The organism is Komagataeibacter rhaeticus, assembly GCF_011611525.1.
Lineage (GTDB): Bacteria > Pseudomonadota > Alphaproteobacteria > Acetobacterales > Acetobacteraceae > Komagataeibacter > Komagataeibacter rhaeticus.
The window spans coordinates 2,538,967-2,560,596 of sequence record NZ_CP050139.1; the positions used below are offsets into that span (position 1 = coordinate 2,538,967).

The window sequence follows — 21,630 nt, forward strand, 5'->3', positions numbered from 1 at the left end:
GATAAACGTTCTTGGATGCTGCCTTTTTTCAAAAAGACAGCGTTCTTCGAAGCTTTTTGAAAAAAGCTTCACCAAAAACCTCTTCATGATTTACGGCATGTCAAACAGCGCCTGCATGCCAGCCGGGTCCATGCCGGTCATGAGCGCCAGTGTAAGCAGGATGCGGGCCTGCCTTGGCCGCATATGCCCGGCTGCCAGAATGCCGCGCTGGCATAAGTCCTGCCGCCGCACCACGCCGCCGCAATAGCCGCTGGTGGCCTGCACCACCACCACGCCACGGGCCACGGCTTCATCCAGCGCCGCATTCTCGGCAGGTGTGCACATGCCCGGCAGCATCCCCGCGGAAATCAGGCCACGCGCCCCCGCCGCCACAAAGGCACGCATGCCCACGCCATCGGCACCGGCGTGGCTGTAGCAGATATCCACGCGCGGGATTGCGCCGCCCGCGCCGTAACCGGCGGGCCAGCCAATGTGCCGGCGGTAGGCGGACATGCGGCCAAAAAGGACCCGATTGGCCTCGACCATGCCAACCGGCCCGAAATCGGGGGAACGGAAGGTCTCCAGCTGGTAGGTCGAAGCCTTGGTGACTTCCTGCGCCGCATGGATCTCGTTATTCGCCACCACCAGCACGCCCCGCCCTGCCGCCTGCGGGGCGGATGCCACCAGCAGGGCCGCGAACAGGTTGGCCGGGCCATCCGCACTGATGGCGCTGGCCGGACGCTGGGCCCCCACCACCACGACGGGGCAGGCCACGTCCAGCACCAGGTCAAGGAAGCAGGCCGCCTCCTCCAGCGACGAGGTCCCGTGCGTGACCACAATTCCGTTCAGGTCGGGCTGCGTGGCAAGGGCATGGCTGATAACACCGGCCAGTTCAAACCAGCGCGGCAGGGTCATCTCCACGCTGTCGCAGCTTGAAAATGGAATGCCACGCACGTCAAAGCGCGCCCGCACCGCCGCCGGCAGGGCCGCCAGCAGGTCGCCGCCACCAAGGCTCGTGCCAATTTCCGCATAATCCACCGTATCACGCGGGTCGGCCGCCTGCCGGGCGATGGTGCCGCCAGTGGAAATGATGGCTATGACAGGTCGCTGCATTCCGGGATTCCCCATGATCGGATCGGTGCGGGCCATCAATCCCGCGCGCACCGTTCCGTGTCAAACGGCAAGGCGCCCGGTGGCGGGCGTTACGGACGCTTACTGGTAAAGCCCCGGTTCGGGCACCCAGCCGGTCAGCAGGTGGCGGCCGATTTCGGCATTCTTCCAGTCCACGGGGTCATGCAGGGATATGGTGCGGGCATCGCGCCAGTAGCGGTCGAATGCGTTGGCGGCATCCGTGCCCCGCGCACCCGCCGCCGCCGGTGCATCGCTGGCCGCGCGCAGGCCCGCGCGCGTGGCGACCGAACGCGCAGCACTGGCCGCCATCGCCACCGCATTACGCGACACCTGCCCCTGTTCATACTGGTCCAGCATCCGGCCCGCCGCCATCACGGCGCAATAGGCGCCAAACAGGTCGGCCCCGATCTCACCCAGCAGGCGGCGCACATAGGGGTCCTGATCCGCGCTTTCCACCCCTGCCGCCCCCCACGGCCGGGCCTGCCGGGGCACGAATGCGCATACGGCCCGCACCGCGCCAATACCGATACCGGTCAGGATTGCACTGAAACCGGCCTGAAAACGCAGGGCCACATGCCGGGGCAGGTCGGCATCGGGCAACAGCGCGTTCCACCTGTCCGCCACCCGCACGCGGTCCAGTGTCACGGTGCCGGAATCCGTGGCACGCTGGCCCATGCGGTTCCAGTCATGGTGAAAGGCAAGGCCCGGCGTATTACGCGGCACAAGGTCCATGCGCACGCCCGCGCGGACCGAACCCGCCTTCTGTGCCGCTACCGGATCGAATGAGGAGACAGCCACCAGATCCGCACCCGATGCACCCGTGGCATAGATCTTGCGGCCCGATATGAAATGCGTGCCCTCGGGGCCGGGCTGCGCCAGTGTCTGCAGGAAACTGTCGGCCGTGCGCCCGTTTTCCGCCACCGCCATGCCCAGTATGATATGGTCACTGACGATGCGGGCGCCAAGTTCCGCCTTCAGGCCCGCCGGCGCATAGGCAAAGATTTCCCGCAGCAGGTCATCATGCACCTTGTAGATCTGGGCCACCGCCGGGTCTGCCACGGCAAGGCGCAGCATGAGTTCAAGCGAAAGGTCCTGCCCCATGCCCATTCCGCCCCATTCCACCGGCACGGCCAGCGCAAGGATGCCGGTGGGCTTCAGGGCGGCAATGGCCTGATGGGGGTAGCCGCCAGTGCGGTCGCGCTGCACCGCCGTGGGCGCGATACAGGTATCGAGCACATGCTGCACACGCAGCAGCACCGCCCCCACCGGCCCGCTTACGGGACGGGAGGGCAGCAGGTCATGCAGCAGGGGGGGCAGGCAGTACCCGCCAGTGGGCAATGTGGTCATGCCGCACGATAGGAAAGACGGAACAGGCCGGCAACCACCCTGCCCCTGGGTCTAGCCGCCCGCCTGCCTGCGGGCGGCAGCGCGGATATCGCTCAGCGTGACCAGCCAGATCACGAACCCGCCCATGGCCAGGCAGGCCCCCACCCAGCCCACCGAGGGCCAGCCCAGCCCGGCACTGATTGCAAGCCCGCCCAGCGCCGGGCCGATTGCATTGGCCATGTTGAACGCGCTCTGGTTCATCGCGGCGGCAAGGGCCTGCGCATCCACCGCCACGCTGAGCAGGCGGGACTGGATCACGGTGCCCAGCCCGCCCCCGCACCCGATCATGAACACGATGGGCATCATGCCCCACACGGAATGCACCGAACCGGGAAAACCCGCCAGTGCCGCCGCATTGACCAGAAGCGTGCCGCCGATGGTCGGCATCATCTTCCTGTCCGCCGCCCAGGCGCAGGCCATGGTGCCAACCGTCATGCCCACGCCAAACACCGCCAGCATGACAGGGGTCATGTAGGCCGGTGCGTGCGTCACCACCTGCAGGATGGATGCCAGATAGGTATAGACACAGAAAATGCCGCCAAAACCCACAACACCGATGCCCAGCGTCAGCCAGACCTGCCGGTTGCGCAGGGCGCGCACTTCCGTCATGGCGCTGGCATGTGGACGCGGCGGGTCCAGGGGCACGAAGCGCATGATCAGCAGCATCGTGCACAGGGCCAGACCCGCGATCAGCACGAAGGCCCAGCGCCAGCCCATCAGCATGCCCAGTCCGTTGGCCATGGGCACGCCACCGATCGTGGCGATGGTCAGCCCCAGCACCACGCGCGCCACCGCCTGCGTGCGCCGGTTGATCGGCACAAGCGAGGACGCGACAATACCCGCCGTACCGAAATAGGCCCCGTGCGGCAGGCCGCTTACGAAGCGGCACAGCAGCAGCCACCCATAACCCGGCGCCAGCGCGGTTAGCCCGTTGCCCAGCACATACAGGACCATCATGCCGATCAGCAGGTGCTTGCGGCTCATCTTCGCGCCAAGCATGGCGATAAGGGGCGCGCCCACACATACGCCTGCCGCATAGGCCTCGATCGCATGACCGGCCTGCGGCACGGTGACATGCATGTCCGCCGAAATCATGGGCACAAGGCTCATGGCCGCGAATTCGGCCGTGCCGATGGCGAAACCACCCAGCGCCAGAATGAAGAAGATCAGGCCGGGACTGACGGCGTCACGAACGGAAGCATCCGCCCCCACGCCGGGACTGGTTGGTGTATCTGTCATGCACAGGCTCGGGACAAGGGAGGAAAAGCGCAGTTACGCACGCCGTTTCATGGCCGATACACCCATGCCAGACAGGCTACAAGCCCGCATGGAACATGAAGTCCATATCTTCAGCCTATGGCTATACCCGTCATCACCCATCACGGGGTGACAGACCATTCCCCGCAAGCGGCGGCCAGTACGCCGGATATCCGCGCAAGCCAGGCCGCAGGCATAAAAAAAGACGCCGAAGCGCCTGTCATCATCCGTATCCAGAACTGTCTGCCCGCCGGCCATTCCCGCTTTATTGCGGGAATTCCGGCTGCAGGGGTGTCAGGACAGAAACCCCGGCAATCAGGCAGCGCGATCGGACACGATGGTGGCAACCATCAGGGCGGCGATCATGGGCAGGAAAGCAACCATGGTCAGGGAAGACATGGCGTTGACGGAGTGGGCAATCATGGTGCTGATGTTTGCGATGAACATTTGTTTTTTCCTCTGGTGTCGAGTTGATGAACGGGAAAGAACACCAGAACCGAAATACAGGCAATGAAAATCGTATGGTATTTCCTGACCATACCCGGGTCATTACATATTTATTATGATATTTGTGACCAACAAATACTCATGAACACCTGACCATCAGGCTCCTGCTCCATAAAGGACAGGAAGGAATGCCATCAAAAGCGGCAGAACCGGTTCAGGTCAGGAAAGGGAGCAAAATAAGGTGGCTGGAATTTATGCAAATGCACAAATTTTAACCACACACGATCACGTTTTTGTGATGTCGCTTGCTGCTTTTATGCTCTGGTTCTGTCCCGCTTTCGGGACCCGTTCGCCGCATATTTTGCGACACCATAAAAAACAGTCGTATTTTCAATAACCTGCATGACGGCATTCGTCCAGCTTAAAAACAGGTCTTTCGCCATCGGGGATGAAAAAAGACCTGCCGCCATTTTATGCGCCGTCTTTCAGGTCAGGTCGGGGGTTTCGATTCCATAATCGTAGCGGCGCACCGCCTGCCCCATTGCCGCCATCGCGGGGGGCGCATCCATGGGGGTGAAACCCACCTCGACAAACGCCACGCCCTGATGCGCGGCCGCCTGTACCAGTGCCGCATCCAGTTCCGCAATACTGCCCGCCCGCAGCGACAGGGGGGCCGCACCGGAACCGAACGCCGCAGGCAGGCTGGCATAATCCCAGTTGGCAATGTCGTTATACGACGCCTGCGGACCCAGGATCATCCGCTCGATGGTATAGCCACCGTTATTGATCAGGAAAATCGTGATGTTGCATCTGTGGCGCAGCAGGGTGGAAAGTTCCTGCGCGGTCATCTGGAATGATCCGTCACCAATAAAGAGCACATGCCGGCGGTGGGGGGTGGCAAGGCACGCGCCAAGGCTTGCGGGCAGGGAATAGCCAATGGCGGCCCAGACCGGCTGCACCAGCAGGCTGCACCCGGCGGGCAGGCGCGCATGCAGCATGGCCACCATGGACGAACCATTATCCGCCACCACCACGTCACCCGGCCGCAGGAACGCTTCCGCCCTGGACCAGAATGCCGCCTGTTCCCATGCCTGCGCGGCGGATGGGACGGCCGCCTGCACTGCCGGCGGCGGTTCGGCGCGCGTATGTGGCAGCGAAGCCAGTTTGCGCCACACCGCATCCAGCAGGGCGGCTGCGGTTATGCCCTGAAAATCCAGCCCGTCACATGTCAGGCTGAACGCCTGGATATCCACCAGCGCGCCCGCGCCGATTTCCTGCGAGAAATAGCCGGATGTGGAATCCACGAACCGCACGCCCAGCCCGATCACACAATCAGCCCCATGCACATAATCGGCCACATGCGGGTCAGAAGCACGGCCACCATAGGCCCCCAGCCATCCAGGCCCCGTTTCCGCCATGATGGTGCGCGCGGTGGAGAGTGCCGCATAAGGAAGGCCGTACTGGGCACAAAGCTGCTGCACCCGCTCCACCAGCCCGTATTGCCGCACCAGCGCATCAACCAGCACCACGGGCTGGCGCGCCTGCCGGATCCGCCGCACGACCAGATCCGCCGCACGCTCCACCAGTACGGGGTCGAACTGGGGTTCCATGGCCGGGGGCGTGCCCACCTCCACGTCAACGTAACAGATGTCGGAAGGAAACTGGATATAGACCGGGCGGCTGAAGGTCCGTGCGGCGTGCAGCACGCGATCGGTCTCGGTCACGGCGCTGGCCGGATGCAGCCGTGCCGTGGCCGCGGCAAACTGCCGGTAGCAGGCCATGACGTTATCATAATTTCCGTCAGCCAGCGTATGATGCACCAGGGCACGCGACTGGATGGCATGCCAGGGCGGCATGCCGGAAATCACGACCAGCGGCACCCCTTCGGCACACGCACCCGCCACGGCCGAAAGCGCCGACAGGTCCCCCACCCCATACGTCACCAGTACCGCCCCGATGCCGGTCAGCCGGGCATCGCCATCGGCCGCATAGGCGGCATTGAGTTCATTGCAGGTCCCGATGAATTCAATGCCGGGCGTGCGTTCGATCAGTTCAAGGAATTCCAGGTTATAGTCACCCGGCACGCCATAAATGCGCGAGACACCGCTGTGCCGGAGCCGCTCCAGCACCATACTCCCGATTGATCCGCGCATATGCCATTCCCCTGCCTGCTGCTGCCCGGCCGGGATTGGACGGGCAGCTGTCAGTAGATATCAAAATCATTGTTTCCCGTGGATGAAAAGGCCATGCGCCGTTCCGTCATGTTCAGTATCCATGATGACATGTCCGAACGGGTGCGGGGAAAGGGCAGCCGGTGCAGCATGGAGCGCATGCTGTAGAATTTGCGGTACATGCCCTGAATGCGCTGCTCCATCTGCTGGGGCGTGCAGTTTTTGGGCCAGATATGGCAGACCTGTCCCGGCCAGCGGTCGATCTCATCGGGGTCGATGATCCGGTTCGCCTTCTTCATCCGCTCGAACAGGGCGGTGCCCCTGGTGGGGGTCAGGATATTGAAATAGGCAGCGGGAACCTTGTGCGCTTCCAGAAAAGAAAGGGTCGCCTCATACACATCGGGATGTTCCTCATCATACCCGAAGATGAAATTGAGCGAATAGCTGATGTCACGCCTGCGCAGGTTATCGAACATCTCGCCGTAACGGCTGGCCTTGTTCCACCCTTTCTTCATGCCCTGCAGCATTTCCTCATCGATACTTTCAATACCGATATTGACGTGCATCACCCCGCTTTGCCGGGCAAGATCAAGGAAACCGGTATCAAGGCACAGGTTGGACGACCACAGGGTGGACCAGCGGATCTTCAGCGGCACCAGCCCTTCCATCAGTTCCATCGCACGGCTTTTCTTGCCGCCGAAATTACTTTCCCCAAAGAAGAAATGACTGCCCCGGTTCTTTATCCTTTCCAGTTCGCCCACCATCTGGTCCACCGGGCGCCAGCGATACCGGCCGCCAAGATAGAAACGCTCCGAACAGAAATCACACACGAACGGGCACCCACGCGAGGACTGCACCGCAAACGTGCGGAAAGGCCCGAATTTCTTCAGGTCCAGCAGGTCATAACGGGGTGGCGGCAGGTCGTCGAGTTCCTTGAGCGGGGCCGCGCGATAGATTTTTTCCAGCCGGTCCGCCGCCGCGTCTTCCAGCATGGTCCGCCATATGGGCTCGGCCTCCCCCACGCCTACGGCATCGCAATGTTCCGCGGCCTCATCAGCGTAGAAGAAGACATGGGGTCCGCCCATGATCACCTTTACACCCCTGCGGCGGAAGGCTGCGGCAATATCGTAAGCGCGCGTGGAATGCAGTGTCCATGCGGTCAGCGCCACCACATCGACCGGCACATTGAAGTCGATATCCTCCAGCTGTTCATCCAGCAGGGTCACGGTCCATTCCGGCGGGGTCAGGGCGGCCAGATAGGGCAGGGCCAGCGGCACCATCTGTCGTCGCCTGGTCTTGAACAGGGTCCGGTCGGTCCTGGAGCGGTAATGGGAGGGCTGGATGATCAGAAGTCTGGGATTTGTCTTGGACATGCTTCGGCTCTATGGACTCAGATGCAGGAAATATCCTGAACAAGTAACTCTGCGCCATATCGTACGATTTTCGTCCCGCATGTCCACCACGCGAAATAATCATCACCCATTCCCGCATGAACGTATAGAATATGCATATTGCATATATCGAAAAATTTTATGATTATTTATTTTATTATTACTTTTTTTACTTTTTTATTATTTGAATAAATTTGAGTTACTGGAAATTTTTAGACGTTTATGGTACATATCAAACATATCTGCATTCAACCCGCTGCATGACTTGATCCCTGCCCGATCAGCAGCCAGCGGGTCGTCCCCCCACACCGTCATGCTCCAGCATGTCGATGATGGCGGCGGCCGTCTCCTCCACCGAGCGATGGGTGACGTTGATGACGGGCCATTTGTAGCGCACGCATAGCCGGCGGGCCCATTGCAGTTCCTCCTGCACGTTCTGGGGATCGATATAGGGTTTGACCGATGTTTCCGACATGCCGGGCGTGGCCATGGAACGCCCCGGCAGCATCATGCCCACCCGTGAGCGCCGTATTTCAAGCAGGGTATAGGGGTCGATCGTAAGCCCCACCACCAGGCCGGGAAACTCCACCAGTCCCGGCGGCAGGGGCGCGTGGGGCACGAGCGGAATATTGGCGGCCTTGATGCCGCGGTTGGCAAGATAGAAGCAGGTGGGGGTCTTGGACGTGCGCGACACGCCAACCAGGATGACATCGGCCCGGGAAAGATCGGTGGCCTTCTGCCCGTCATCATGCGCAATGACGTACTGCATCGCGTCGATACGGCGGCGGTAGCTGTCATCCATCACATACTGGCCGCCGGGGTGGCGCTCGGCCACGGTGCCGGTCTGCTGTTCAAGAAAATGGATGGTGCCATCCAGGATGTTCTTGACCTGCACACCAAGACGCGCGCACCCCACGCGCAGCATGGTCTGGAGATCGGGCGAGGTCAGGGATGACAGGACCGGCCCCGGTTCATCCCTTATCCCGGCCAGTACCCGCCCCACCTGCACGCGGGTGCGGACAAGGTTCCAGTTGCGGGGCGAGAATTCGGCACCCTGAAACTGCGCGCTGCACGCGCGCATGACAGCTTCCAGCGCCTGCCCCGTCGCTTCGGAGACAAGGTGCAGGATAATGGGCTGATTGTTCATGATACTGCCTGACATGGTGCCCCACCCGTGGGCGGGGCACCATTCCTACGGCGTTATGTTATGGCCGGGGCCATGCGGTCAGGCCGGGCTGGCGGCCTTCTGGCGCGTGGCCAGCGCGGCCTGTGCCGCGGCAAGACGTGCCACCGGCACGCGGAAGGGCGAGCACGAGACATAGTCCAGCCCGACTTCATCAAAGAATGCGATGGAATCCGGGTCGCCACCATGTTCGCCACAGATGCCCAGCTTCAGGTCCGCGCTGGTCTGCCGGCCCCGTTCCACCCCAAGGCGGACAAGCGCCCCCACGCCATCGCGGTCGATCGACACGAACGGATCACGCGGCAGCAGCCCCTGGTCAACGTAATAGGGCAGGAAGGACCCCGCATCATCACGCGACAGGCCGAAGGTGGTCTGGGTCAGGTCGTTGGTGCCGAACGAGAAGAAATCGGCATATTCCGCGATCTGGTCCGCCTGGATGGCGGCACGGGGCAGTTCGATCATGGTGCCGATGGAGTAGCTGAGATTCGTTCCCTCCTCCTTCAGCACACGCGCGATCTCGTCCTCGGCCGCACGGCGGGTGGTGGCCAGTTCGGCCTTTGTCGCCACCAGCGGGATCATGATCTCGGGGTGGATGGGCCTGCCCAGTTCCTTTTCCACCAGTACCGCCGCCTGGATCAGCGCACGGACCTGCATGGCATAGATTTCCGGACTGGTCAGGCCAAGGCGGCAGCCACGGTGGCCCAGCATCGGGTTGGTTTCCGCCAGAGCGGCGCAACGCGCGCGCACGTCCTCCACGCTCCTGCCCAGCGCCTGTGCCACCTCGGCCATCTCGGCCGCCTCATGCGGCAGGAACTCGTGCAGCGGCGGGTCCAGCAGGCGCACCGTGACCGGCAGCCCGGCCATGATGCGGAACAGGCTGGCAAAATCCTCGCGCTGGAACGGCAGCAGGGCGGCGATGGCCTTCTGGCGCACGCTCTCCTCATCGGCAATGATCATCTGGCGGACAAAGCCGATGCGGTCAGGGCCGAAGAACATGTGCTCGGTCCGCGCCAGGCCAATCCCCTCCGCGCCGAAGCGGCGCGCGGTGCGCGCGTCATCCGGCGTTTCGGCATTGGCCCGCACGCCCAGGCGGCGCACGCCGTCCGCCCATCCCATGAGCGTGTTGAAATCATCCGACAGCACGGGTTCGATGGTCGGCACGCGCCCCAGATAGACCGCGCCCGTCCCGCCATCGAGCGTGATCCACTCGCCTTCCTTCACGGTATGGGAGCCGACACTCAGGCTGCCTGCCGCGTAATCGACATGGATGCCGCCGGCACCGGCCACGCATACGCGGCCCATGCCACGCGCCACCACGGCGGCGTGCGACGTCATGCCGCCACGGGTGGTCAGCACGCCCCGGGCGGCGTGCATGCCATGCACGTCCTCGGGCGAGGTCTCGATCCGCACAAGGATCACATCCTCCCCTTTCGCCGCGCGGGCCTCGCATTCCTCCGCCGTGAACACGACGGCACCGGCGGCCGCACCGGGCGAGGCCGGAAGACCACGGGTCAGCTGCACACGCTCGGCCCTGGGGTCCAGTGTGGGGTGCAGAAGCTGGTCAAGGGAGGCCGCAGGCACGCGCTGGATGGCCTCTTCCTGCGTGATCAGCCCTTCACGCGCCATGTCGATGGCGATCTTCAGCGCGGCGGCGGCCGTGCGCTTGCCGTTGCGGGTCTGGAGAATGTACAGGACGTTGCGCTGGACCGTGAATTCGATGTCCTGCATGTCCTTGTAATGGGTTTCCAGTATGGAGCGCACGCGCAGCAGTTCGGCGTAAGCCTGCGGCAGGGTGGTTTCCATCGGGTGCTGGCCGGCCTCGGCGCGGGCGCAGGCCATGGGCTGCGGCGTGCGGATGCCCGCCACCACGTCCTCGCCCTGCGCGTTGATCAGGTATTCACCGTAGAAGATGTTCTCGCCCGTCGAGGGATCGCGGGTGAAGCACACGCCGGTCGCGCAGTCATCGCCCATGTTGCCGAACACCATGGACTGCACGTTGACCGCCGTCCCCCACGAAGCCGGGATCTCGTGCAGCTTGCGATAGGTGTTGGCGCGCGGGTTCATCCACGAACCGAACACGGCGCCGATGGCGCCCCACAGCTGGTCCTGCGGATTGGTGGGGAAATCGGTGCCGGTATGGGTTGTGATGATGTGGGTGTAGTCCACCACGATCGCGCGCCACTGCCCGGCGGTGATGGCGGTGTCGTCCTCCACATTGTTGGCGCGCTTGAACTGCTCCAGCACGTCCTCGAAATGGTGATGGGGCACGCCCATCACGACCGAGCCGTACATCTGGATGAACCGGCGGTAGCTGTCCCACGCGAAGCGCGCATCGCCCGAGGAACGGGCAAGCCCTTCCACCGTCTGGTCATTCAGGCCCAGGTTGAGCACGGTATCCATCATGCCCGGCATGGACACCCGCGCACCCGAACGCACCGAGACCAGCAGCGGGGCTTCGGGGTCACCAAAGCGCAGGCCCATGGACTGCTCGACACGCTGAAGGGCGGCATCGACCTGCGCCTTCAGTTCATCGGGATATTTCCGGCCGTTTTCATAGAAAGCCGAACAGACTTCCGTCGTAATGGTAAAGCCCGGCGGCACCGGCAGGCCGTTCGCCGCCATTTCCGCCAGATTGGCGCCCTTGCCCCCAAGAAGGTTGCGCATATCCGCGCGCCCTTCATTCAGGCCATCTCCGAAGCTGTAAACCCATTTGGTCATGTCTGTTCGTTCCTACGCGCGTGCGTCTGTCAGAAATCGCGCCTGGTCCGGGAACAGGGCAGAAAACAGGCGACCGCGCTATTAGTATTGTTTGTTGTTGGCAGGTCCGGGACAGAAAAATAACCGCCCGGACCCCCTGCGGGCAATCACTATTTTGATGGCGAAGGAGGGGCCACCCTGCGCCACGCCATCCGGACAGATAGTGCTCCGTAACGAAAAATATCATTTAAAAAATATTATATAACAATGTGTTATTGTTTAATATGCAGCCATACTCTCACTTCTGGCGGCATGGGAAACCATATTATATTCTATTTTTATATTTTAGTTATTTAAAATATGAATTAAATATCCATCCGGTAGAACTCGCATTTATCTAATGTTTTCTTGTGCATCGCAGCAAATTTGTTGCGCGCCGCACAATAATGAAATTGTAATTACAAAAACATTCCCAAAAAATACTTCCTTTGTCATTTAATTATGTTGACACCCCGTCATTCTTTAATAAAAAATCCTTTCCGGCCACAAAAAAACAAGAAGTCACGGTCATCATGAAAAAAGCGCTGTTCCTCCTGCTGCCCTTTGCAGGGCTTCTGTGGGTGCCACTGTATAACCGGCATGACCCCACCCTGCTCGGCTTTCCATTTTTCTACTGGTACCAGTTGGCCTGGGTGCCCGTCACCTCAGTCCTCATATGGATGGCCTGGAAGTCGGACCGTCAGTCATGAACGCATCTACCCTTCCCGATAACGCCGCCATTGGCGTATTCGTACTGTGCTTTGTCGCCACCATCGTGCTGGGCAGCACCGTCCGGCTGTGGCGTCCGTTCCTGAACCGGCGCAAGACCGCTACCCGGCACACCGCGGACGAGGAATGGGGGCTGGGTGGCCGCGAATTCGGCGCCTGGGTCACATGGTTCCTGGTGGGGGGCGATTTCTATACCGCCTATACCGTCATTGCCGTACCCGCCCTTGTCTATTCAACGGGGGGCTTCGGCTTCTTTGCCCTGCCCTATACCATTATCGTCTATCCGTTCATTTTCGCGGTCATGCCCCGGCTGTGGACCATCGCGCGTGATGGCGGCCATGCCACGGCGGCCGACATCGTGCGTGCGCGCTTTGGCAGCCGGACGCTGGAGCTGGCCGTGGCGCTGAGCGGACTGATTGCCGTGCTGCCCTATATCGCGCTGCAGCTGATCGGCATCCGCACCGTGATCGAGGCCCTGGGCTTCACCGGCATGCTGCCGCTGCTGATCGCCTTCGTCTCCCTTGCCGCCTACACCTGGCTGGGCGGGCTGCATGCCCCGGCGCTGACGGCCTTCATAAAGGATGTGATGATCTATATCGCCGTGCTGGCGGCGGTGATCATCGTGCCGATCCATCTGGGTGGGTACGGTGCCATGTTCCATGCGGCGGCCCAGCACCTGCCCCCCGTGCCGGACGGGCGGATCGTGCCACAGGGGCAGACGGTACCCTATGCCACGCTGGCCCTGTCATCCGCCTTTGCCGCATTCCTGTACCCGCATACCCTGACAGGCATCCTTGCCGCCAAATCCGCCGATACGATCCGGCAGAATGCTGTATTCCTGCCGGTCTACACCATCGTGCTGGGGCTGATCGCCCTGCTGGGGCTGATGGCGCATGCGGCCGGTATTGTCACCACGTCGTCATCGCAGGTGGTACCACAGCTTTTCCTGGCCATTTTCCCCTCGTGGTTTGCCGGGTTCTGCTTTGCGGCCATCGCGGTCGGCGCGCTGGTGCCCGCATCGGTCATGGCCATCGGCGCGGCCAACCTGATCATGCACAACATCCTGCCCCGTCATGGCGAATCGGTGACCGGCTCAAGGCTTGCCGGATTCGGGGTCAAGATTGGCGCGCTGGTCTGCGTGGTGTTCCTGAATGCCAAATTCGCAATCGACCTGCAGTTGCTGGGTGGCGTCATCATCCTGCAGACCTTTCCCGCGCTGATCATGGGCCTGCTCCCGCTGCGCCTGCCCGCGCCCGCACTGATCGCGGGCTGGGTCATCGGCTCCTTCACCGGGCTGGGACTGTGCTGGATGGATGGACTCAAACCCGTGCATCCCATTGCCTTCGCGGGGTTTTCGGCCTCGGTTTCCACCGGGCTGCTGGGGCTGGCGGTCAATATCGTAGTGACCCTGGCGCTGGGATCGGTCATCCGGCTGGTACTTGGCGCATCGCCGTCTACCCTGCGGGTCGGCTCTGGCGTGCGGCGATAGCAAGGACGGACGGCCCGACCCGCATGCGGCCCCGGCTGCGTGCGGGCGGGTCCCGTCCGGGCGTTACCGCCGCATGGCGAGTTTAAAACCAGTCCGCTGACAAAGGCGGGCATTTTCGGGATAACGCCCCGGACCTGCGGGAAAACGCTTCGCCGGACGCGTGTCTTCCCATTCCATGCCAGCGCATGGCGCCGGCTTCCTCCTGCCATCAGGTATCACGGGCGACATGAAAGCAGGGCAGCTTCCGGCCACGCCAGACTGCTGCCCCGAACATGTTTCGCACGCACGAACGCCGTATTGTCCAGGCCCCGCCGGGGCCTGTTGCCGTTTCAGGCTCCCCCCGCATGAAGCCGGCAGGACAGGGTCGCGCGTCAGACCACCGCATTCATCCCGGTCCCTGCATGCATGGCTTCCGGCACGGCCATGCGGCCCTGCCGGAGCATCTGCCGCAGCAGGCACACGACACCGGGCACGCAGTTGCCGCACTGGGCACGGCACCCCTTGGATTCATAGACTTCCCTGGGTCTTACAGCGCCGTTTTTAACGGCTGCTTCCACATCCGTATCCGTCAACATATTGCAGGAGCAGACAAACATCCATCCATCCCATCCATGATGTATGCCCAGCATAATCACGAATGAGAACAAATCGCAATACAATTAATACTCATTCCTGTTTGCCTTTCCCGCCCATCACGCCACCGATCCGGTCCTCCCTTTACAAGCCCCCGCTCCCATAACACTTATGTGCGATAATAATTTTTCAGATCCGGCCGTCCGTACCCTTCGCCCCGATGCCGGGCGGGAATATTGTTCACGCCCACTGGAAACAAGATGCGGGCGTCATATATCTTTTTTTCATGCGCCTGACCCTTCATACCGATTATGCCCTGCGAACGCTGCTCTATCTGGGCATCCATACCGACCGCCTCACCTCCATCCGCGAGGTTGCGCAGGCGTATGGCATTTCGGAAAACCATCTGGTCAAGATCATCCACCGGCTGGGCCAGGGTGGCTTTATCGAGACCATCCGCGGCCGCAATGGCGGCCTGCGGCTGGGTCGACCCGCCGCCTCCATCCTGATCGGGGATGTGGTGCGCTACACGGAAGAGGACATGGCGCTGGTCAACTGCATGCAGCCGGCAGACCCCGAAAGACCCGACATGAAACCCTGCATCCTGGCCGATGCCTGCCGCCTGCGCGGCGTACTGGGGGAAGCGTTGGGGTCGTTTATCGCGGTGCTGGACCGCTATACCCTGGCCGATGTCATAACCGACAGGGAACGCCAGCGCCTGCAGGCCCCCACCAGGATGTGAACGCAACCACGAATTCCTGACCATTGTGTCAGAAAAAAATCCGTGCCCAGATAGGCCCGCAGGCTAAATTCCCTTTCATGGTTCCACCATGGCGGGCAGCACTGCGATGGCAAAAGATGCAGCTCTGGCAAGGGACCATGCGCCTGGCCTTCCCTGGACTGGCCGCCTGTGCGGCACAGGGGCAGGCAGGCGGGAGCTGAAACGATTCTTGCACGCGCGCCCGTGGAATATATAGTTGACGAAACTCTGAGGAATATACCGCTTATGGCTTACGCGACGACCAACCCCTACACTGGTGAAAAGCTGAAGACTTTTCCCGATGCCACGGACCAGGAAATCCAGACTGCCCTGACCGAGGCCTATGATGCCTTCAAGGCATGGCGCCAGACTTCCTTTGCCGAGCGTGCGAAGGTGATGACGGCCGCAGCCCAGATCCTGCGCCGCGATATCGACAAATATGCCAGGCTGATCACGCTGGAAATGGGCAAGATCTACGCCGAAGCCAAGGCGGAGACCATCCTTTCGGCTGAAATCTTTGAATACTATGCCGCCAAGGCCGAGGAACTGCTGGCCCCTGAAAAGCTGCCGGTGGCCAATGCGGCGGAAGGGGACGCCACCCTGATCCACCAGCCGCAGGGTATCGTCTTCGCGGTTGAACCGTGGAACTTCCCCTACTATCAGGTTGCCCGCATCATCGCGCCGCAGCTTTCCGCCGGGAATACGGTGCTGCTCAAGCATGCTTCCAACGTGCCGCAGTGCGCGGCGGCGTTCGATACGCTGATGCAGGAAGCGGGCCTGCCCAAGGGTGCTTTCCGCAACCTGTATGCCGCGCGCCATCATACCGAAGTGATCCTGAGCGACCCGCGCGTGTGCGGTGTTGCCCTGACCGGCTCCGAAGGGGCGGGCACCATCATCGCGGGCATCGCGGCCAAGGCGCTCAAGAAATCCACGATGGAGCTTGGTGGTTCGGACGCCTTCATCGTGCTGGATGACGCGGATCTGGAAAAGACCGTGAAATGGGCCGTGTTCGGTCGCCACTGGAACGCGGGCCAGGTGTGCGTCTCGGCCAAGCGCATCATCGTGGCGGACGCCATCTACGACAAATTCGTCGAGATGTACAAGAAGGGCGTTGCCGCGCTGAAGGCAGGCGACCCGATGGACCCGGCAACCCAGCTTGCACCCCTTTCCTCTCAGAAGGCGGCGGACGACCTGCTGGCCCAGGTCGAGGAAGCGAAGAAGCATGGCGCCCATGTTGAAGTCATCGGTGGCCCCGTGCCGGAAAAGGGCGCCTTCTTCCGCCCCATGCTCATGACCAACCTGCACAAGGACAATGCTGCCCGCCTGTGGGAATTCTTTGGTCCCGTAACCCAGCTTTACCGCGCCAAGGATGATGCCGATGCCATCCGCATCGCCAATGATTCCCCCTATGGCCTGGGTGGCGCGGTGTTCACCAGGGATACGAAGCGCGGCGTCAAGGTTGCGGAGCAGATCTACACCGGCATGGTGTATGTCAACCACCCGACCATGGTTAAGGCCGACCTGCCGTTTGGCGGCGTGGCCCGTTCGGGCTATGGCCGTGAACTGATCGGTCTGGGCATCAAGGAATTCGTCAATCACAAGCTGATCGACGTGGTTGATATCGACGCGCCGTTCTAACTGACCGGATCACCTGACCACGTCAGGTAAACAAAGACGGGCCATTGGCCGGACGTGTTCCGGTTGATGGCCCTTTTCTGATTGCCGGACCAGATGGCCGGAAATCAGGCCGCCAGCCCGACACGACCAGCCCCTTATGTCCTGCCGGGCCTTGCTGGATGCATTGGTGCATCATATCAGCACGGCACAGGCCGGCATGCGCCTGCCGCACCGGGACACACGCCCCGTTCCCTTGGAGACTGTTTGAAAAAACCGCCCAGGAAACATCCTGCCATTACAGGAGAGGCTTTGGTCAGGCGGTTTAAAAAAGACGACACCAAAAAGCTTTTACTACCTGTCAATGTACTGTTTTCAGACAGTCTCCGGGTAAATCAGTCATGCAAAAGGGCTTCGGGGCCAAAAAGGCTCCGTATCGTACCCTCGATCGCCAGATGGTGTCCGTGGAACAGCCAGGCGATACATCCCACGCAGGGCAGCAGATACACCCATAACAGGCGTGGCACCGCCCCACATTGACGTCCGGTCAGGATTCCGCCCGTACAGCCCACGATCCCTCCCGTCACGACTTCAAACAGCGTATGGGCGTGCAGGGACAGGCGTGTCAGGCCAATGACCAGCGCCAGCCCCAGCACGGGCACCGGCATGAGCGCGGGAAAACGGGCAAACCATTTTTGCCCCAGCACAAGCAGCAGGCCGCCATACACCACGCATGCCGATGCAACATGGCCGCTGGGGCTGATGATGGGCACATGGGCAAGCCACGCATAGTACAGGCCCGCAATCTTGAGAAGCAGCATGCCAGCCAGCACAAGGCAGGCCATGCCCGTCCATACCACCGCCCCCCGCCACCAGCCGCGCAGGGCCATGACAAGGAAACCCGTCGCCATCACCGGCAGGATAACACCCTGATCTGCAAAATCGGTGATGAAACGCATCATGATGAAAGGACCACCCTGCCTGTCCAGCCCGCCAGGCCCGGATCATCCATGCCGAAGCGGGACAGGACAACGCTCCGCCCCCATGCATATCCTTCATCCGGCACGCTGGCACGGTTTACGCAGCACGTCCGGCCCGGCTCCGCCGGTGCCCGTTACGGGCACCGGCAGGGTGGCTTCAGGGTGTCTTGGGCAACTGGGCGCGCATCTTGCCCACCTGCTCGGCGGTTACCCCGTGGTCGCCGCTGCCGAAGGTGGCCGTCACGTAATTGACCAGACTGGCAATTTCCGCATCGCTCAGGCGCTGCACGTCAGAGTTCCCGTCAAACCCGGGCATGTGAACATGCAGCGTGCCCGTGGTGCGGTCCACACCGCTGAGGATGGCCATGATCAGGTTGTCGGGACGGGCCGACCCCACGACCGAGTTGTGGAACAGCGACGGCGCATAATGGTCACTGGTACCTGCCCCGTCGCTGCCATGACAGGCGGCGCAGTTGCCATCATAGATATGCGCGCCATCCATCTCGTCCAGGCTGTCGATGCGGGTGAGCACGCCGGTGCGGATATCGGGAGTATCCACCGCCTTGCCCACCTGTTCGCGCGGGCTGTGCTCGACCGCGTCATCCTTGGCCGGAACCTGAAGGATATAGGCGGCCAGCGCATGCAGGTCCGCATCGGTCAGGTGGCTGGTGCTGTGCTCCACCGCCTCCCCCATCGGGCCTGCCGCCTGGCTCAGCCCATCGACATGACCGGTCTGGAGATACTGGACAAGATTGTCCTCGCTCCAGTTCCCGATGCCTGCCGTCTTGCTGGACGTGATGTTGGGCGCATACCAGCCCAGCAGCGGCGCACCGGCAAGGTAGCTGTCTTCCTTCTCGCTCAGCATCATGTTGCGCGGCGTGTGGCAGGTGCTGCAATGCGCCAGTGCGTTGGCGAGGTACTTGCCCCGGCGCAGCTTGTCGAACGTGGCGGAATCGCCCGTCTCGGGCGGTACGGCCCCGGCCACAAGGTTCCACGCCGCCATGGTTATGCGCAGGCTGGCGGGAAAGTTCAGTTCGGTCACCGGGGGCGATTCCGCCACCGGCTTCACGTCATGCATGAACCAGGCATACAGCGCCTGCACATCCCCGTCCGTCATGCCGGAATAGGATACATAGGGCATGGCGGGATAGAGACGGCTGCCATCACGGCGGATGCCGTGGCGCAGGCTCTTCTCGAAATCCTCTTCCGTGTATCTGCCAATACCATGCTCGGGGTCGGGCGTGATGTTGGTGGTAATGACATCACCCATGGGCGTGCTGATGCGCAGGCCACCGGCAAACGGCCTGCCGCCCGGCGCGGTATGGCAGGCCACGCAGTCCCCTGCCGTGGCAATGTATTCACCCCGGGCCAGCAGGTCGGCCGAAGGCTGCTCATCCGCCCGTGCGGATAGCGGGGACAGGCAGGTAAGTGCCGTGCCTGCGGCCAGGACCGACCACAGGATCTTGCGTGTCACATCAGGCATGAGCGAGTTCTTTTTTAAGCGTGTCGGCCACGCGCAGGGCAAGGGCCGCGACCGTCAGTGTGATGTTGCCGGTTCCAACCGATGAAAAGACGGAAGAACTCGCAATGAACAGGTTTTCATGGTCATGCGTACGGCAGAAACCATCCACCACGGAATCCTTGGGGTCGGTGCCCATGATGGTGCTGCCGGCGGGATGATCCTGCGGGAAGTAGCCCGGCGTCCACTGTTCGTCGGTTCCGTGCATGAGCCCGATGAGGTCACGGAACAGCCCGCGCGTGTGCTCGCAGCTCTTAACCGTGTATTCCGGCAGCTTGTAATAGACCTCGGGGTGCGGAATACCCAGCATGTCCTTGTGCGTGGCGCTGAGTGTCAGCCGGTTCTCCGGGTCCGCCAGACCTTCGTTATGGCTGAACAGCCGCACGGTATGGGAGGCGAGATAGCGGATCTGCTCTTCAAGCTCGCGCCCGACATATCCCTTGGAAATGGCAAGCTGCGTGGCCAGGTCAACCTGGTTGTCATCGACCATGTGCACGAGGTACGCGCCACGCTCGTTACGCCAGTCACCATCGCGGAAATTGTCGATCACGTTGGTCTCAAGCGGGCCACGTCCGGGCCACAGCGCCTTGTCGCCACTGATGAAGCTTACCTGCACGCCGGTATGGTCCATCATGTTCCGGCCCACATGGCCCGAACTGTTGGCAATGCCCGCGGGGCTCTGCTCGTCAGCGGAAACAAGCATCAGCTTGGCGGTCTCGATGCAATGGGCGGCAATGACGAAATACTTGCCGGTCACGCGGTGCGACCCCTTGTCGGGATCATAGTAATGCACCGCCGTCACGCGCTTGTTGGCGCTGTCACGCTCGATCCTGTACACCACGGCGTTGGGTACGAACTTCGCCCCCGCCGCCTCGGCATGATAGACGGAGTAGCTGCCGTTATACATCGCCCCGATCGGGCAGATCGGCATGCAGTTGTTATGCCCCTCGCATGTCGGGCGATTGTCATAGGGGCGGGTATTGCGGGCCTGCGGTTCATGCACGACGCGGTATGGCGTCTTTTCGCTGATCAGCTTGCGGAACTGCTGCGCGGCATAGGAAATGGGCAGGGCCTCCATCGGATAGGGCTGCCTGCGCGGGGAGCCGAGATCCTCCCTGGCGGGGTCCGGGCCGCAGACGCCCATCATCACCTCGGCCTGGTAATAGAACGGCTCCAGGTCATCATATTTCAGCGCCCAGTCACGCCCCTGGCCATAGCGGGTCTTCAGCTCGAAATCGGATGGCAGGTACCGCCACGCGCAGCCCGCCCAGTGCCATGTCGTGCCCCCCATCATGCGCAGATAGACCTGCTGGTAGGCCTCCGCATCGGGGCCGGTGGTGTGCAGGTAATCGTTGGGGGTGACCTGATCGGGCGGATGACGCGCCCAGGGCACTGCCGGGAACGGCCCCTGATAGGAGGGCTTGTTCTCGAGGTTGCGGAAATTCTCGACAAAATGCTGGCGGTCGACGCGGGGGCCAGCTTCCAGCACAATGACGGAAATACCCGCGCGCGCCAGTTCATTGGCAATGGAACTGCCCGCAACGCCGGAGCCGACGATCACGACGTCGGCTGAAAGGTCTTGGTCGGAAGGCATGGAAATGCTCCGGAATATCAGGTGGGTTCTACGACAAATTTCGAAGGCGAAAGGGCTGGCTCACCCTTGGGCAGCGCCACTTCCGGGGGCGTCCGGGTCCAGTAGAACGGACCACCTGCCGCGTATGTCTTGGGGTAGATGGCATCCTTGGTGATGTCGAACATCAGCGCGGAGCGGTAGACCACCACCTTCTGGTCGGCAACGCCACGGTACCAGCCGGTCATGATCTCGTGGATGAGGTCCTTGAACGCCGGGTCGGCCTTTTCGGCGGCCCTGGCCAGTTCACGCGCGCTGCCAAACGTACTGCCGCCCATCAGGTCATGCAGTTTCTGGATCTGGTCGTGCCGCTGGGGCGTGGCCCGCACGATGCCCGCGTAAAGCGCGTGGCCGATGCGGGGGTCAAGCGCATCACGATCGGTCAGGCGCTGCGAAAGGGCCATGAACTGCGCGACCCCCGCATCATCGTCTGCCGGGGTGGTGGCGGCGGTTCCCCTGCCCGCCCCCATGGTCAGGGCCGCGGCCCCCATGGCGCCAAGCAGCATGTCACGGCGCGACATGCGCAGTGCGCGGTTCATCCGGGCTGCATTGGGGGTGGAAAGATGGATACTGGTAGGAAAACAGGGCCGGTCTGCAGCCATCTGGCGTCGCCTCTCATGCGCGTTGGTCCAGCAGGAATGCCGGGATACAGGCA

17 protein-coding genes are annotated in these 21,630 nt (G+C 62.1%); 4 read left to right on the top strand and 13 right to left on the bottom strand.

Annotated elements, in window-relative coordinates; all coding sequences use genetic code 11:
• Positions 1 to 90: 90 nt before the first annotated feature.
• The 8 genes from GWK63_RS11605 to ppdK form a co-directional block, all read right to left on the bottom strand.
• Positions 91 to 1,092 carry an asparaginase gene (locus tag GWK63_RS11605; protein WP_007399530.1) on the bottom strand — a complete coding sequence of 334 codons (1,002 nt, stop codon included), beginning with the start codon at positions 1,090 to 1,092 and terminating at the stop codon, positions 91 to 93.
• Positions 1,093 to 1,191: 99 nt separating this feature from the next.
• Positions 1,192 to 2,457 (bottom strand): acyl-CoA dehydrogenase family protein, encoded by a 1,266-nt coding sequence (locus tag GWK63_RS11610; RefSeq protein ID WP_034933333.1) that lies wholly within the window; start codon positions 2,455 to 2,457, stop codon positions 1,192 to 1,194.
• A gap of 51 nt (positions 2,458 to 2,508) precedes the next feature.
• Positions 2,509 to 3,735 (bottom strand): MFS transporter, encoded by a 1,227-nt coding sequence (locus GWK63_RS11615; RefSeq protein WP_007399527.1) that lies wholly within the window; start codon positions 3,733 to 3,735, stop codon positions 2,509 to 2,511.
• 333 nt (positions 3,736 to 4,068) lie between these two features.
• Positions 4,069 to 4,200 carry a hypothetical protein gene (locus tag GWK63_RS17420; protein WP_007399525.1) on the bottom strand — a complete coding sequence of 44 codons (132 nt, stop codon included), beginning with the start codon at positions 4,198 to 4,200 and terminating at the stop codon, positions 4,069 to 4,071.
• A gap of 485 nt (positions 4,201 to 4,685) precedes the next feature.
• Complete coding sequence (locus GWK63_RS11620) at positions 4,686 to 6,353, bottom strand: alpha-keto acid decarboxylase family protein (protein ID WP_039999520.1); 1,668 nt, start codon at positions 6,351 to 6,353, stop codon at positions 4,686 to 4,688.
• A gap of 50 nt (positions 6,354 to 6,403) precedes the next feature.
• Positions 6,404 to 7,744, bottom strand: coding sequence for a B12-binding domain-containing radical SAM protein (locus GWK63_RS11625; RefSeq protein ID WP_007399521.1), 1,341 nt, complete (start codon positions 7,742 to 7,744; stop codon positions 6,404 to 6,406).
• A 298-nt stretch (positions 7,745 to 8,042) separates the two neighbouring features.
• Complete coding sequence (locus GWK63_RS11630) at positions 8,043 to 8,909, bottom strand: pyruvate, water dikinase regulatory protein (protein WP_034933340.1); 867 nt, start codon at positions 8,907 to 8,909, stop codon at positions 8,043 to 8,045.
• A 78-nt stretch (positions 8,910 to 8,987) separates the two neighbouring features.
• The gene (gene ppdK, locus GWK63_RS11635) at positions 8,988 to 11,663 is read right to left on the bottom strand and encodes a pyruvate, phosphate dikinase (RefSeq protein WP_007399515.1); all 2,676 of its coding nucleotides are present in this window, start codon (positions 11,661 to 11,663) and stop codon (positions 8,988 to 8,990) included.
• Positions 11,664 to 12,214: 551 nt separating this feature from the next.
• On the opposite strand from ppdK, the gene GWK63_RS11640 reads away from it, so the two are divergent.
• Together GWK63_RS11640 and GWK63_RS11645 are read left to right on the top strand one after the other, a co-directional pair.
• Complete coding sequence (locus GWK63_RS11640; RefSeq protein ID WP_034933345.1) at positions 12,215 to 12,391, top strand: DUF3311 domain-containing protein; 177 nt, start codon at positions 12,215 to 12,217, stop codon at positions 12,389 to 12,391.
• Positions 12,388 to 13,899, top strand: a complete 1,512-nt coding sequence (locus GWK63_RS11645; protein ID WP_039999516.1) for a sodium:solute symporter family protein — start codon at positions 12,388 to 12,390, stop codon at positions 13,897 to 13,899. The genes GWK63_RS11640 and GWK63_RS11645 overlap by 4 nt, the downstream gene beginning before the upstream one ends.
• A gap of 371 nt (positions 13,900 to 14,270) precedes the next feature.
• On the opposite strand, the gene GWK63_RS11650 is transcribed toward GWK63_RS11645, so the two are convergent.
• Positions 14,271 to 14,495, bottom strand: a complete 225-nt coding sequence (locus GWK63_RS11650; protein ID WP_172459724.1) for a (2Fe-2S)-binding protein — start codon at positions 14,493 to 14,495, stop codon at positions 14,271 to 14,273.
• Positions 14,496 to 14,758: 263 nt separating this feature from the next.
• Between GWK63_RS11650 and GWK63_RS11655 the strand changes: the two genes are divergently transcribed.
• A complete protein-coding gene (locus GWK63_RS11655; RefSeq protein ID WP_007399508.1) occupies positions 14,759 to 15,214 on the top strand; it encodes an Rrf2 family transcriptional regulator in 456 nt (151 codons plus the stop codon).
• Between the two features lie 264 nt (positions 15,215 to 15,478).
• On the top strand, positions 15,479 to 16,870 hold the full coding sequence (locus GWK63_RS11660; protein ID WP_034933350.1) for an NAD-dependent succinate-semialdehyde dehydrogenase: 1,392 nt from the start codon (positions 15,479 to 15,481) through the stop codon (positions 16,868 to 16,870).
• Positions 16,871 to 17,241: 371 nt separating this feature from the next.
• On the opposite strand, the gene GWK63_RS11665 is transcribed toward GWK63_RS11660, so the two are convergent.
• From GWK63_RS11665 to GWK63_RS11680, 4 genes are all read right to left on the bottom strand, one after another.
• Positions 17,242 to 17,808, bottom strand: coding sequence for a phosphatase PAP2 family protein (locus tag GWK63_RS11665; protein ID WP_007399506.1), 567 nt, complete (start codon positions 17,806 to 17,808; stop codon positions 17,242 to 17,244).
• Positions 17,809 to 17,983: 175 nt separating this feature from the next.
• Positions 17,984 to 19,309 (bottom strand): cytochrome c, encoded by a 1,326-nt coding sequence (locus GWK63_RS11670; protein ID WP_007399505.1) that lies wholly within the window; start codon positions 19,307 to 19,309, stop codon positions 17,984 to 17,986.
• On the bottom strand, positions 19,302 to 20,939 hold the full coding sequence (locus GWK63_RS11675) for a GMC family oxidoreductase (protein WP_034933356.1): 1,638 nt from the start codon (positions 20,937 to 20,939) through the stop codon (positions 19,302 to 19,304). The genes GWK63_RS11670 and GWK63_RS11675 overlap by 8 nt, the downstream gene beginning before the upstream one ends.
• Positions 20,940 to 20,956: 17 nt before the next feature.
• Positions 20,957 to 21,577, bottom strand: a complete 621-nt coding sequence (locus tag GWK63_RS11680) for a sorbitol dehydrogenase family protein (RefSeq protein WP_223846523.1) — start codon at positions 21,575 to 21,577, stop codon at positions 20,957 to 20,959.
• Positions 21,578 to 21,630: the final 53 nt, after the last annotated feature.

Coding starts and splice junctions, on each gene's coding strand:
- GWK63_RS11630 (WP_034933340.1), bottom strand. CDS start 8,909: ATGAACAATCAGCCCATTATCCTGCACCTTGTCTCCGAAGCGACGGGG.
- GWK63_RS17420 (WP_007399525.1), bottom strand. CDS start 4,200: ATGTTCATCGCAAACATCAGCACCATGATTGCCCACTCCGTCAACGCC.
- GWK63_RS11660 (WP_034933350.1), top strand. CDS start 15,479: ATGGCTTACGCGACGACCAACCCCTACACTGGTGAAAAGCTGAAGACT.
- GWK63_RS11655 (WP_007399508.1), top strand. CDS start 14,759: ATGCGCCTGACCCTTCATACCGATTATGCCCTGCGAACGCTGCTCTAT.
- GWK63_RS11640 (WP_034933345.1), top strand. CDS start 12,215: ATGAAAAAAGCGCTGTTCCTCCTGCTGCCCTTTGCAGGGCTTCTGTGG.
- GWK63_RS11620 (WP_039999520.1), bottom strand. CDS start 6,353: ATGCGCGGATCAATCGGGAGTATGGTGCTGGAGCGGCTCCGGCACAGC.
- GWK63_RS11665 (WP_007399506.1), bottom strand. CDS start 17,808: ATGATGCGTTTCATCACCGATTTTGCAGATCAGGGTGTTATCCTGCCG.
- GWK63_RS11650 (WP_172459724.1), bottom strand. CDS start 14,495: ATGTTTGTCTGCTCCTGCAATATGTTGACGGATACGGATGTGGAAGCA.
- GWK63_RS11670 (WP_007399505.1), bottom strand. CDS start 19,309: ATGCCTGATGTGACACGCAAGATCCTGTGGTCGGTCCTGGCCGCAGGC.
- GWK63_RS11605 (WP_007399530.1), bottom strand. CDS start 1,092: ATGCAGCGACCTGTCATAGCCATCATTTCCACTGGCGGCACCATCGCC.
- GWK63_RS11680 (WP_223846523.1), bottom strand. CDS start 21,577: ATGGCTGCAGACCGGCCCTGTTTTCCTACCAGTATCCATCTTTCCACC.
- GWK63_RS11675 (WP_034933356.1), bottom strand. CDS start 20,939: ATGCCTTCCGACCAAGACCTTTCAGCCGACGTCGTGATCGTCGGCTCC.
- GWK63_RS11625 (WP_007399521.1), bottom strand. CDS start 7,744: ATGTCCAAGACAAATCCCAGACTTCTGATCATCCAGCCCTCCCATTAC.
- GWK63_RS11645 (WP_039999516.1), top strand. CDS start 12,388: ATGAACGCATCTACCCTTCCCGATAACGCCGCCATTGGCGTATTCGTA.
- GWK63_RS11615 (WP_007399527.1), bottom strand. CDS start 3,735: ATGACAGATACACCAACCAGTCCCGGCGTGGGGGCGGATGCTTCCGTT.
- ppdK (WP_007399515.1), bottom strand. CDS start 11,663: ATGACCAAATGGGTTTACAGCTTCGGAGATGGCCTGAATGAAGGGCGC.
- GWK63_RS11610 (WP_034933333.1), bottom strand. CDS start 2,457: ATGACCACATTGCCCACTGGCGGGTACTGCCTGCCCCCCCTGCTGCAT.